The organism is Halalkalibacillus sediminis (assembly GCF_002844535.1).
In the GTDB taxonomy this organism is placed as follows: domain Bacteria; phylum Bacillota; class Bacilli; order Bacillales; family Alkalibacillaceae; genus Halalkalibacillus_A; species Halalkalibacillus_A sediminis.
On record NZ_PJNH01000001.1, the window covers coordinates 552,731 to 565,976 of the forward strand.

At 38.3% G+C, this 13,246-nt stretch carries 13 protein-coding genes, 1 tRNA gene and 1 pseudogene; 11 read left to right on the plus strand and 4 right to left on the minus strand.

The annotated features are described in order from the left end of the window. Nucleotide 1 precedes the first annotated feature (1 nt). Nucleotides 2-98, minus strand: a tRNA-Sec gene (locus tag CEY16_RS15090). 173 nt (nt 99-271) lie between these two features. On the opposite strand from CEY16_RS15090, the gene CEY16_RS02895 reads away from it, so the two are divergent. Both CEY16_RS02895 and selB read left to right on the plus strand, forming a co-directional pair. Beyond that, nucleotides 272-1,354 carry an ATP-binding protein gene (locus CEY16_RS02895; protein ID WP_101330463.1) on the plus strand — a complete coding sequence of 361 codons (1,083 nt, stop codon included), beginning with the start codon at nt 272-274 and terminating at the stop codon, nt 1,352-1,354. Nucleotides 1,355-1,368: 14 nt separating this feature from the next. Next, entirely contained in the window at nt 1,369-3,249 is a 1,881-nt protein-coding gene (gene selB / locus CEY16_RS02900) for a selenocysteine-specific translation elongation factor (protein ID WP_101330464.1), read from the plus strand. Between the two features lie 156 nt (nt 3,250-3,405). Here selB and selD read toward each other — a convergent pair whose 3' ends face one another. Then, complete coding sequence (selD, locus tag CEY16_RS02905; protein WP_101330465.1) at nt 3,406-4,464, minus strand: selenide, water dikinase SelD; 1,059 nt, start codon at nt 4,462-4,464, stop codon at nt 3,406-3,408. Between the two features lie 180 nt (nt 4,465-4,644). Between selD and CEY16_RS15095 the strand changes: the two are divergent. The 9 genes and pseudogenes from CEY16_RS15095 to CEY16_RS02950 all read left to right on the plus strand — a co-directional run. Next, nucleotides 4,645-4,827: pseudogene (locus CEY16_RS15095) on the plus strand (Rdx family protein); the annotation flags it as partial. Nucleotides 4,828-4,923: 96 nt separating this feature from the next. Next, nucleotides 4,924-6,330 (plus strand): L-seryl-tRNA(Sec) selenium transferase, encoded by a 1,407-nt coding sequence (gene selA / locus CEY16_RS02915; protein WP_101330467.1) that lies wholly within the window; start codon nt 4,924-4,926, stop codon nt 6,328-6,330. Between the two features lie 150 nt (nt 6,331-6,480). Next, nucleotides 6,481-9,189: an aconitate hydratase AcnA gene (acnA, locus tag CEY16_RS02920; protein WP_101330468.1), complete on the plus strand. Its 2,709-nt coding sequence runs from the start codon at nt 6,481-6,483 to the stop codon at nt 9,187-9,189. Nucleotides 9,190-9,498: 309 nt separating this feature from the next. Continuing rightward, entirely contained in the window at nt 9,499-10,155 is a 657-nt protein-coding gene (locus tag CEY16_RS02925; RefSeq protein WP_101330469.1) for a hypothetical protein, read from the plus strand. Then, nucleotides 10,155-10,739 (plus strand): TlpA family protein disulfide reductase, encoded by a 585-nt coding sequence (locus tag CEY16_RS02930; protein WP_101330470.1) that lies wholly within the window; start codon nt 10,155-10,157, stop codon nt 10,737-10,739. The genes CEY16_RS02925 and CEY16_RS02930 overlap by 1 nt, the downstream gene beginning before the upstream one ends. A gap of 57 nt (nt 10,740-10,796) precedes the next feature. Next, a complete protein-coding gene (locus tag CEY16_RS02935; RefSeq protein ID WP_101330471.1) occupies nt 10,797-10,940 on the plus strand; it encodes an FbpB family small basic protein in 144 nt (47 codons plus the stop codon). A gap of 55 nt (nt 10,941-10,995) precedes the next feature. After that, complete coding sequence (gene tlp / locus CEY16_RS02940) at nt 10,996-11,223, plus strand: small acid-soluble spore protein Tlp (RefSeq protein ID WP_420795506.1); 228 nt, start codon at nt 10,996-10,998, stop codon at nt 11,221-11,223. A gap of 72 nt (nt 11,224-11,295) precedes the next feature. Then, nucleotides 11,296-11,715: an acyl-CoA thioesterase gene (locus CEY16_RS02945; RefSeq protein ID WP_101330473.1), complete on the plus strand. Its 420-nt coding sequence runs from the start codon at nt 11,296-11,298 to the stop codon at nt 11,713-11,715. Nucleotides 11,716-11,717: 2 nt separating this feature from the next. Continuing rightward, nucleotides 11,718-12,041 (plus strand): hypothetical protein, encoded by a 324-nt coding sequence (locus tag CEY16_RS02950; RefSeq protein ID WP_101330474.1) that lies wholly within the window; start codon nt 11,718-11,720, stop codon nt 12,039-12,041. On the opposite strand, the gene yidD is transcribed toward CEY16_RS02950, so the two are convergent. Together yidD and folE2 are read right to left on the minus strand one after the other, a co-directional pair. Beyond that, nucleotides 12,038-12,274, minus strand: a complete 237-nt coding sequence (gene yidD / locus CEY16_RS02955; RefSeq protein ID WP_101330475.1) for a membrane protein insertion efficiency factor YidD — start codon at nt 12,272-12,274, stop codon at nt 12,038-12,040. The two genes, CEY16_RS02950 and yidD, sit on opposite strands and share 4 nt — an antisense overlap. Nucleotides 12,275-12,286: 12 nt before the next feature. Next, nucleotides 12,287-13,210, minus strand: a complete 924-nt coding sequence (folE2, locus tag CEY16_RS02960) for a GTP cyclohydrolase FolE2 (protein WP_101330476.1) — start codon at nt 13,208-13,210, stop codon at nt 12,287-12,289. Nucleotides 13,211-13,246: the final 36 nt, after the last annotated feature.

Genomic DNA, 13,246 nt, shown 5'->3' on the forward strand with positions numbered 1-13,246 from the left:
TTGGCGGGACTGTGTGGGAATCGAACCCACCGGAGACGTCACGCGCCTCCCAAACGGTTTTGAAGACCGAGACATGCACCAGCGATGCAACCAGCCCCATAGGACACTAACAATTATAAATTGGATGACGTCGGAACTCAAGTGTCGAATTAAGTAATAAATTAGTTTTGGACTTTTGACTAATTTTTGGATAAAATAGAAATTGTGATAATTCACAAAATTTTAACATAGTTTATAGTAATAATATTTTTATCGGGAGGATTCGCACTTAATGGGAAATAAAACTGCTTTTATTGATGAGGAACGTTTTTTGGCGAAAGATAAGTATTCACGCTTGTTGTATGCTGCCTGTCAGTGGATAGATACCCAATCCAAACAAGTGATTACCGTCCTAAACGAAGATTTAAAGATTGTTTATATTTCGTCCTCGACATACCAGGTATTTGGGTATGATGCTTCGAATTTCCTGCATAAAAGTGTCTTAGATTTTATTCCCAGCGAAGAACATCAACTAATTTTTGAACATATGAAAAGATTAAATTATGACAGTCGATCTCTCGAGCATAAGGTGATTCGTAAGGATGGTCGAATTATCACAGTCCAGTCATCCTCAGGTATTATCATTGATTCAAATACAAATGAAAACTATTATATATCTCTCACCCAAGATATCACTGATCAGAAAAAGGCACAGGAACTATTGATCAGTTCTGAAAAACTAACCTCAGCAGGACAATTAGCTGCAGGAGTTGCCCATGAGATTCGAAATCCTTTAACTTCACTGAAAGGTTTTCTACAATTACTAGAGACAGGAATCGAGGGAAAAGAGGCATATTTGAAAATAATGAAAGATGAAATTGAAAAAATTGAAACAATTTCTTCTGAATTATTATATATCGCAAGACCTTCACACTTGAAATTTGAAGATGAAAATATGGTTGCTATTTTAAATGATATTTGTCTATTGATGCGCTCTCAAGCAAGAATGAATGATATACAAATTGAGTTCGAACCACTAGACGATCAGATAAAATTTCGATGCGATCGTTCACAAATAAAACAGGTTTTTATTAATCTGATCAAAAATGCTATTGAAGCTACTGAGGAAAGTGGAACAATAGCAGTTAATATTGTACAATCAAACCCATTAATAGTTGATGTCGTGGATGAGGGTCCTGGTGTCCCAAATGAAATGAAAGAAAAATTGGGAGAGCCATTTTTTACTACAAAGAAGAATGGTAGTGGACTTGGATTAATGGTTACAAAGCAAATATTAAGTAATCACGACGCCACAATTAAAATACTAGACAACGAAGATAAAGGGAGTACTTTCCGAGTGACATTCCCTAGCTAGGCAGGTGTTACATCATGGACAAAAAATATTATACGATCGGTATGGCAGGACACATAGATCATGGTAAAACAGAATTAACAAAAGCATTGACTGGAATTGATACGGACCGATTGAAAGAAGAGAAGGAACGCAAAATATCAATTGAGTTAGGTTATGCACCATTAGTCGATAATGATGAATACTCAATTTCAATCATCGACGTCCCTGGGCATGAAAAATTCATACGTCAAATGATTGCAGGAGTAGCTGGAATTGATATAACCATACTTGTGATTGCTGGTGATGAAGGGGTCATGCCGCAAACAATCGAACATCTTGAGATTTTGACACATTTGGAGATCAGTGAATGTATCATTGTTACCACTAAGATGGACAAAGTTGAAGCGGAAATGAAAGAACTGCTAAGAGAGGACATCAAGAGCAATACGAAAGACACTATTTTTGAAGACGCACCACTCTTTGAAGTTGATTCACTTTCAATGAGTGGTATTTTTGAGTTGAAAGAATATTTACTATCTAAAATCAATGAATTGCCGACTAAATCTGCAAACGGTGTATTCCGTTTACCGATCGACCAAGTATTTCAAGTTCACGGGGTGGGTACGGTCGTTCGAGGAACAGTTTTTGAAGGTACTGTATCGATGAATGATCAGTTGACTCTTTATCCTAGCCAAAAAAAGGTACAAGTCAGGAATATACAACAATTCAATCAATCCGTTGAACGTTCTTATGCAGGGAACCGAACGGCACTAGCTCTAAAAGGGGTTCAGGTAAAAGAAATTGAACGTGGTGATGTGTTAACTGATGTTGATAACCAAAGAGTTACGAACAGAATCGATGTAAAATTAAACAGTAGCCCACATTTAAAAAATGATATTAAACAAAGGGCGCCTATCAAGTTCCATACAGGTACAAGTGAAACGTACGGTAGAATCATATTTTTTGATAGGAATGTCCTTAATGAACCCAGAGAAACGCTTTACGCTCAAATTGAGCTAAACGAAGAAATTTATTGTTCCAGAGGGGACCGGTTCATTTTAAGAAGAGCGACTCCTGTGGAAACCATCGGTGGAGGAGAAATTGTTAATCCGACAGCTGAGAAACATCGGTTTGGTAAACAGACTTCTTTGCAGATTGAGGAGGAATCGAAGGCCACGCCTGAAGAAGTTCTTCTTCACGAACTACGAGAACAACCTGGCTCAGATATCAAAGCTTTAGAAGAAAAGTTAAGCTTACCTATTGATGAATTAAAATCTTTATTGGAGAAACTTCAAACCGACGGAAGCATAGTTGAGGTGAAGGAAAAATACTTCACTGTGAGCTGGATTGGTCAGAGAAAACAATATTTGCAACAACAATTAACGGAAGCGCATAAAATATACATGATGCGTCCGGGATTACCGAAGTCTGAAGTCGTTCAGCGCTTATCATTGACCAAGAATGCAAGTCTTGCAATCATAGATTACTTGTTAGATGAAAACTTTCTTAAAAGTGATGGTCAATATGTGGCCTTACCTAATTTCAAACCTGAAGTGCCAGAAGAATATGCTAAAAGGGTAGAAACAGGACTAGATCAGCTTAAAAAGGACGGCTTGAAGGTCGAATCAATTGATCGATACTTTGCTCAAAAAGATGAGACGATTCGTACTGAAATTATTAAATACTTAATAAGAAACCAAGATCTAATAGAACTTGATAACAACTTGTATTTGCATAAAGATAATTATTTGCAAGCCATACAAGGTTTAAAAAATAATACAGATGAATCATTTGAAACCAGTGATGCTAAGGATTATTTGGGCGTTTCAAGAAAATATCTGATTCCGTTATTAGACCGAATGGATGAAGAGGGATATACGAGAAGGGAAGAATCCAAGCGATATTGGTTGAAATAAGAAAGCTAGAAAAAGCCATGGAGGATAAAATGCACTTTGGCTGCAAGCTTTCTTCATGAATTTTGACAAAAACAAAACTGAGCCTTGAACGGAATACTATTAACCAGTTCAAAGCTCAGTTTTTATAATTTAGATATCAAAATAGACGAATTGAGCCTATTTTATGTTTAAAGCATGGGATTTCCTATCTTCTACTTGTCCTATTATCGAAGCTTGGTAACCCTTAACAGATTCAAATTCTTTGATGTACTCAGCAGCTTGATCGTGAGGCATTGATAGTAACAATCCTCCTGAAGTTATAGCATCAGAAAGTAATAATTGATCTTCTTCAGTAAGTGAATCTTCAAAGTTCACTTTAGACTCGATCCACTTGAGGTTTTCTTTAGTTCCTCCTGGGACCGCGCCTTGTGCTAATAAATCTCTAGTGCCTTTTATGACAGGAACATCTTTTGAATGGATAGTTAATGTTTGATTACTACCTTCAGCGATCTCAAGAGCATGTCCGAGTAATCCGAAACCAGTCACATCTGTAACTGCGTGGACTGGATACTTTTTGAAAAGTTCAGCAGCTCGTTTATTAAGCTGTAGCATCCAATCAATTGCTTCTTGGGCCGTTTCTTCTCTTGCTAAACCTTTCTTGATGGCCGTCGTGATGATGCCAATGCCAATCGGTTTGGTTAGGACTAAGGCATCTCCAGTTTTAGCCCCTTGATTCGTGTAAATGCGATCAGGGTGAGCGACACCTGTTACTGATAAACCGAATTTAGGTTCATCGTCGTCAATCGAATGTCCGCCAATAGTTGAACCGCCTGACTCGTGAATTTTGTCTTCGGCTCCTTGAAGGATCTGCGATAAAATATCCGCGCCGTATTTCTTTACAGAGAATCCGACAATATTTAAAGCAGTCTTCACTTCAGCACCCATGGCATATATATCACTGACAGCATTAGAAGCGGCTATCTGACCAAAAAGGTAAGGGTCATCGACAATCGGCGTGAAGTAATCGACACTTTGAACCAATGCGATGTCATCTGTCAGTTGATAAACTCCAGCGTCATCTGAGGTATTCTGACTAAAAAGTACTTGTTCGTCTCTTTCATGTGTTTGTACTTGACTCAAAACTTGAGTCAGTTCGCTTGCAGCGAGTTTGCATCCTCAACCAGCTTTCGATGAAAGGGATGTCAATCGTATGATTTCATCTTTATCTCTATTCAAAGGTGTCACCTCCTTATGTCTAATTTCATTATACCGAACAATCGAATAACATGAAATGACTGAAAATAGTTGAAATTTGACAAACTATTTAATACTCTAAAGAGTGTAAACACATAAGGGGGTAATTTTATGAGTTATAAAGTTTCTGTCGAGTTTTGCATGCAGTGAAACTACGCACCAAAAGCTGCGAGTTTCGCAGATGAGTTATTTTCACATTTTCGCCATGACATCACTGAAATGACATTGGTTCCTTCAGGTGGAGGAGCGTTTGAAGTGATCGTCAACGGAGATAAGCTATATTCTAAAAAGGATACTGGAGTATTCCCAGAATCAGAAGATATCATCAAAAAAATGGAATCTTAATTTAAAAAGGCGTGCATGGAGACATGCGCGCCATAATAATGATTGATTCATTTTCTAGATGGTGTTCAATCCTATCATTTTCCATGAGGTGAAATCATGAGTCGTGAATCTTTAAGAAAAATTCCACCCGTTCATCAAATTCTCTCTTCAAAAAAATTGACAACTTTTGCCCAGGATCAACACTTACCTCAGCAATTATTGAAGTCCTCTGTTCAAAAAGTAGTTGACGAGTTACGCCAAGAACTAATCAAAAAAACTGGTGATGAATTGAATACTGATGATTTCGAGAGCTTAATCACAGATCGTGTGATTGTAAAAGTGAATGATTACTTTTCTCCAAATCTTAAAAGAGTAATCAATGCCACTGGGACGGTTTTACATACGAATTTAGGTCGAGCACGGCTTGCAGAGCAGGCAGTCTCACGTGTTACAGATGTCGCTCGCAACTATAGTACTCTCGAATATGATCAGTCGAGAGGGAAGCGAGGTTCCAGACATCGTCTTGTTGAGGATTATATTTGTGAATTGACTGGTGCTGAAGCAGCGATCGTCGTGAATAACAACGCTGCTAGTGTATATATGGTTTTATCAGCTTTTTCAAAAGGGTATGAAGCAATCGTATCTAGAGGAGAATTAGTAGAGATTGGTGGAAGTTTCAGAGTTTCATCGATCATGGAAGAGAGCGGCACAAGTTTAAGAGAAGTAGGTACAACAAATAAAACGCACCTTTCTGATTATGAGCAAGCAATCAGTGATAAGACGAAGATGTTAATGAAAGTCCATACAAGTAATTTTCACATGATAGGTTTCACAGAAGAAGTCGATCGAAAAGAATTGTCTGCCTTAGCCAAACGTGAAGGAATTCTATATTTTGAAGACCTCGGTAGTGGTATGCTTTATGACCTAACTTCTTGCGGCATTGGTAGTGAACCATTAGTAAAAGAAGTAGCGGAGCATGCGGATCTTGTTTCGTTTAGTGCTGATAAACTTCTGGGAGGTCCACAAGCGGGGATCATTGCAGGAAAAAAGCACCTTATTGATCAATTGAAAAAACACCAGTTAGCTCGTGTACTCCGGATTGATAAGATGAGTTATGCAGCCTTAGAAGAGACACTTAAATTAACATTAAAAGACAGTGAAACATCTAAAAAAGAGATTCCGACATTGCGTGATATTTTGCAGACTCAAGCACAAATCAAGAATCGTGTGGAAATATTCTTAAATGATCTACCATCTAGTACAGATATGGAGGTAACTCCGGTTGAACTTCAGTCGCAAGTAGGTGGAGGGACTTTGCCAGAAGTTGTCCTTGATTCTTACGGTGTATCTTTACGTGTGAAGAATAAGATTGCAGAAAAATTGGCAACTGAATTGCGTAGTGCGCATATACCCATTGTTTCACGTATTGATCACGAATCTGTCTTGCTGGACTTTCGTACAATTGATATTTCGGAAGAAAGAGATTTGAAACAAGCTATAAAAACAATAATGGAAACCTTATAAATAGATTTCATGGCAAAAAGTCGTTCAATCGTTTTACTTATAAGGCTTTTTCATATAAAATATATAAGGGCAGAAAATAGTATATGTTTCTGTATAAACCGACAATTTGAAGAAACATAAACGTACATATTCCATGAGGGGGTAAATCTAATGACAGCTAAAAATGCTTTTAACGCCAAGAAACAGTTTGAGCAAAATGGCAAAACGTACAATTATTATCACCTGAAAGCATTAGAAGAGCAGGGAATCGGTAAAATTTCTCGTTTACCTTATTCTATCCGTGTGCTTTTAGAATCAGTCTTACGTCAACATGACGGACATGTCATCAAAGATGAACACATTGAAAAATTAGCGAAGTGGGGCCAAGGGGATAGCACTGACGTTCCTTTCAAACCTTCAAGAGTAATCTTACAAGACTTCACAGGGGTTCCAGCAGTAGTAGACTTAGCTTCTTTAAGAAAAGCTATGGTTGATATGGGCGGTACTCCAGAATCTATTAATCCAGAAGTACCTGTAGACTTGGTTATCGACCACTCTGTACAGGTAGATAAATATGGTACTCCTGATGCTTTACGTCTAAACATGGAAATGGAATTCGAACGTAATAAAGAGCGTTATGAATTTCTACATTGGGCACAAAAAGCGTTCAATAACTACCAAGCGGTTCCACCTGCAACAGGTATCGTTCACCAGGTAAACTTAGAGTACCTAGCGAACGTGGTACATGCAGTTGAAAACGACGAAGGCACTTACGATGCTTTCCCAGATACTCTAGTTGGTACTGACTCTCATACGACCATGATCAACGGTCTTGGTGTACTTGGTTGGGGTGTTGGTGGTATCGAAGCTGAAGCAGGTATGCTAGGTCAGCCTTCTTACTTCCCAGCTCCAGAAGTTATCGGTGTCAAATTAGTAGGTAGCTTCCCAGAAGCGACAACAGCTACTGACTTAGCACTGAAAGTTACTCAAGTACTACGTCAGAAAAACGTGGTAGGTAAGTTCGTTGAGTTCTTCGGACCAGGACTTACAGAAATGCCACTTGCTGACCGTGCGACGATTTCTAACATGGCTCCTGAATATGGTGCTACATGTGGTTTCTTCCCGGTAGATAATGAATCTCTTGAATATATGCGCTTGACAGGACGTTCTGAAGAGCACGTCGAAATGGTTAAAGAATATCTACAGAAGAATGATTTATTCTATACACCAGATCAAGAAGATCCAGAGTTCTCTGAGTTGGTAGAAATCAATCTTGAAGAACTTGAGCCAAACTTGTCAGGACCAAAACGTCCACAAGACTTAATTCCTTTATCTGCAATGAAGAAATCTTTCAACGAAGCGATTACTGCACCAGCAGGTAACCAAGGTTTCGGCTTAACAGAAAAAGAGAAAGAAAAAGAAGCTGTCGTTAAGTTCAATAACGGTTCTCAAACAACAATGAAAACTGGCGCGGTTGCGATTGCTGCAATTACGTCATGTACAAATACTTCAAATCCACACGTAATGCTAGGTGCTGGACTATTAGCTAAAAATGCTGTTGAAAAAGGATTAACTGTACCTGATTACGTTAAAACTTCATTAGCACCAGGTTCGAAAGTAGTTACTAACTATTTAGAAGCCGCTGGATTAATGGATTACTTGAACAAATTAGGATTTAACTTAGTTGGTTATGGTTGTACGACTTGTATTGGTAACTCAGGTCCGTTGCTTCCAGAAATCGAAGAAGCAATCGCTGAAAACGATCTGACAGTATCATCCGTACTATCAGGAAACCGTAACTTCGAAGGACGTATCCACCCGCTAGTTCGTGCCAACTACTTGGCATCACCTCCATTGGTGGTAGCTTACGCACTTGCTGGAACAGTGGATGTTGATATCTATAACGAACCACTTGGAAAAGATAAAGATGGAAATGATGTATTCTTTAAAGACATCTGGCCTTCATCTCAAGAGATCAAAGATGAAATCTCTAAAGTTGTAACACCTGAAATCTTCCGTAAAGAATACGAAGGTGTGTTCAACAACAACGAAGAGTGGAATAAAATCGAAACAACTGATGAGCCTTTATATGAGTTCGATGACGAATCAACTTATATTCAGAACCCTCCATTCTTTGAAGAGATGTCTAAAGACCCGAAAGAAGTTACTGCATTGAATGGTATGCGTGTAATCGGTAAATTCGGTGACTCCGTCACGACTGACCACATTTCACCAGCCGGCGCTATTCCAAAGGATATGCCTGCAGGTCGTTACTTGATGGATAAAGATGTATCTCCACGTAACTTCAACTCATATGGTTCTCGTCGTGGTAACCACGAAGTGATGATGAGAGGTACGTTCGGTAACATCCGTATCCGTAACGAAATTGCTCAAGGTAAAGAAGGCGGGTACACAACTTACTGGCCTACTGAAGAAATCATGCCGATTTATGACGCTGCTATGAAATACAAAGAAGACAACACGGATCTATGTATTATAGCTGGTCAAGATTATGGTATGGGAAGCTCTCGTGACTGGGCTGCAAAAGGTACTGACTTATTAGGTATCAAAACAGTCATCGCTGAAAGCTTTGAGCGTATCCACCGTTCAAACTTAGTAATGATGGGTGTTCTACCTCTACAGTTCAAACAAGAGGACAGCATTGAATCACTAGGATTGACTGGACGCGAAACATTCGACGTACAAATCGGAGAAGACGTTAAACCTCACGATCTAGTACAAGTAACTGCAACTGACGAAGACGGTAAACAAACTGTATTCGAAGTTGTAGCACGCTTTGATAGTGATGTGGAAGTTGATTACTACCGTCACGGTGGTATCCTTCAAATGGTACTACGCCAGAAACTCCAAACAATATAATTTATTAAGGAGAGCACTTGCTGAGGCAAGTGCTCTTTTTTTCTATAATTTAAATATTGAATTAGTGAGTGTAGAGTGTGGAGGTATTTGAACTGAACAGAAGGAAAAGACTACATAGGGAGAGTTTCTTTATATATTTAGCTCTGTCAAAGTTTGTTGTTGATACTAACGAATCACTTATAGGTGAATGAATGTTAACAGAGCTAAATATTTAAAACACTGTTCATCAATTTGTAAGACAAGTTTTCACTAGCATCTAATCATTTCTGTTATAGTAAAAATGAAATCTAAGTTATTGGAGCTAAGAATATGTTAGGTATGTGGCAACTAGGCCCATTTAATATTTATATTCCTCATTTAATCATCATTTTTTCAATTTTAATATCAGGGTTTTTGGCCAGTGGTTTAGCGAAACGACATCAGTTGTCCATAACCCCCAAACAGGCATTTGACCTGATAACGGAAGCATGGATCGTATTCTTCATTGTATGGAAACTTAGCTATTTCTTTTACCATCCTGCTGACCTGGCGGAGAACCCAATTGTAATTCTTTATTTTTTCGGTGGGGAATGGGGGATGTTGCTTGCTGGAGTATCGGCAGGAATTTATTCTTATTTTCATGCTAAAAAATATGGGTTGCCTCTTACAGATAATTTGATTCTTGTATTAACCAGTGGGGTTTTCATTAAAAGTATTGATGTTTTGATTGATTATAATCAATTAAAGGAGTACATATTTTTAATTGAAGGGTTCATATATATTAGTGTTCTAGTATATTTTGCTGTCTTCAATAGATATACACTTATAATGTTCTTCCGTTTATTAAGATGGATTTTAATTGTATGGGTTATATTCCGCGTGGCGACTGAAGAACTGCAGTTATATTTTGAATGGACAATCTTTGCGATAATAGTCTCATTAATTTTATTATTTTCTGAGTGGAAGTTCGGGAAGGAGAAAGTCTAATGCTTTTCAAACGTTTAATTGCTTTAGGAATCATATTAACACTTGGTGGTATTATCGTATACAACGTAATGGCCGGAGATCAAGAGCAGGAAGAAGAGGGTTCTGAAAGTGGCGCTGTCTTTGTTGTACCTGAAGGAATGGAAGATGTTAATAAAAAGATTGAGATCGGAGAAGCTGCTCCTAATTTTCAGTTGACGAATATGGATGGTGATCAAGTGGAGCTTAATGATTTCAAAGGAAAAAAGGTTTTACTCAACTTCTGGGCAAGTTGGTGTGGTCCTTGTAGAGCTGAAATGCCACATATGCAAGACATCCATGAAAAATATGGTGATGAAGTTGCAATCGTAGGCGTAAATGTAACTGGTTCAGAAACTTCAAAGAAAGACGCAGTAAAATTTGTCGGCGAATACGATTTAACTTTCCCAATTTTATTTGATGAGACGAATGAAGTCAGTTTGCGATACAAAGCACTATCACTCCCAACTACACACTTCATCAATACTGAAGGAGTCGTGCAACTGCCACCGAAATCTGGGGCAATGAGTTATGAAGAGATGGAAAAGAAGATAGAACAATTGGATTAAATTAGTATAATATTTCAAAAAGTTGGTCATCCTTTAAGAAAAAAGGAGCGACCAACCGTGAGAAAAAGAAATCAACAATCATTTACAGCACTTTTTGAATCAGAAAAACAAAGAATTTTGAATGATCCTCGTTCGATTGAACAGATCTATGAAAAGTTGGATCGTCGTATGGAAGTCATCAAACCTAAGAAACACGCATAATATTCTCACTTTTCCCTATAATAAGCATGATAATGATTGGAAGGAGTCGATGAACATGCGTGGTTATCCTAGAAAAAACGCTAAACCTGATGATCGATCAGACAATGTGGACAAGCTTCAACAAAACATTGAAAACACATTGGAAAATATCCAAGAAGCTGAGCATTCAGCTGAACGGTCTAATGAGGAACAATCTCAAGCTATCAAAGAGAAAAATGATCGAAGACGTCAGTCTATTGACGGTATGCGAGAAGAAATCAAAGATGAATTTCACGACCAATAAGAGCTGGATAATCTCCAGCTCTTTTCTTTTGTGATAAAATGACTGTGTATTATGAAAAAGGGAGAGTCCTATATGCTAATAAATGAAACTGACGTTAAAGTAAGGTATCAAGAAACCGACCAAATGGGAGTCGTTTATCACGCTAATTATCTTGTATGGTTTGAGATCGGGAGAACTAACCTGATTGAGGATCTAGGCTTCAACTATGCAGATATGGAAGCTGAAGGTGTAGTTTCCCCTGTAACTGACCTGGATGTGAAGTATAAGCGCCCGTTACGTTATGGACAAACAGCTACGGTAAAAACAGTGATTCAGGAATATACAGGATTTAGAGTCGTTTACAGATATGAAGTCTATAATGAAGAAGGGGAGCTTGCTGTTTCAGGCACCACTTCACATGTTTGTGTTAAAAAATCGAATTTCAGACCAATTTCTATAAAAAAACATTTCCCCGATTGGCATGAAGCCTACCAAAAAGCAATGGAGGATTAAAGATGGCTTTCGGAATAAAGCGAGATGAACTGAGGGAATGGAAAAGAGAGGCGGAAGAAGGAAGAATCGCTTTCATCACACATTTCTGGAAAACAGAGAAATTTCCTGGTATGACAACCGTTACCAAGGTTGGTTGTTGTGATAGGCAAAAACTGATTGAGTGGGGAAAAAAGTACGGTTTGAAACCAGGATGGATTGATGAAAATGAAAAGTATCCACACTTCGACCTGATCGGTTCATTTCAACAAGATATATTAAAGGCTGAAAATAAACTATGGCAGTTAGAGCGATTAAAAAAACCAAACAAGAAGAACCAGAACTCTTAATGAGAATTCTGGTTCTTCTTTTTTTCTGGCACTGGATCGAATCCCCCAGGATGGAAGGGGTGACATTTTAATATCCTTTTAATACTCAAATATAGACCTTTGAATACTCCAAAACGCTCAAATGAAGTGAGACTGTATTGCGAGCATGTCGGATGAAAGCGGCACGAAGGTCCAAGCATAGGCGATATGAATTTTTGATATCCTCTAATCAAGAGGATGAATATCTTTTTCATAAGAAACCAACTTTACTTGTCCGACATCTTGTCGTAAGTGATGGAAGCTACCGCATCATGCAAATGGATCGATTCTTCATTGACGCATTCTACATAAAATTTTTCTACAAATTCCATCTCATACAAATCTGCAGCTACTAGGCGAACCATATCTTCAACAAAACGTGGATTTTCAAAAGCTTGCTCCGTCACCATTTTTTCATCAGGACGTTTAAGGACAGGGTGGATACGGGCACTTGCATTGGATTCAGCCGCTTCTAACAACACTTCTTTCCAATCAACCTTAGAATCATCAAAGGTTTCATCAAGTTTGACTTCCATCGTTAAATTTCCACGTTGGTTATGCGCACTATATTCACTGATCTCTTTAGAACAAGGGCATAAGGTTGTTACCTTACCTGTGAGCCCAACAGTTATATCATAGCCTGTGTCTTGATCATATCGTACATCCATCCATGCCTCTGCATGGTTCATACCTGATTGCCCAGTGTATGGTGCCTTTCTTTCGAAAAACCAAGGAAATGAAACCGACAATTCGGCATCTCTTTGGTTCAAACGAGTGTGTAATTCATATACAAACTTCTTAAGAGTTGGTATATTCACTTCGAATTCATTCTGACTATAAGACTGAAGCTGCTCAGTGAACCTACTCATATTCGTACCTTTACTATCTTGTGAAATCGTAGAGGCGAAGTAAAAGGTTCCGATCGTTGATTGCTTATTGGGAGCAATTCCACTCTGGATGCTTACTGGGTGCTTAACATTGGATATACCAACAGCATCAAGCTCGAATAAGAAGTCTTTCTTTGTATTTTGCAGATCAACCATTTCACTTTTTTCTTCTGGTTTTGTACGTGGCCCAGGATCGACTGAACCGAACAATTTATGGCGATCTGATTTGGTAGGTAGTTGTTTTTTCGTTGAAACTTCGTTCATATCTGTATCTCCTTTCATAAGAAGAATAATCTTGAT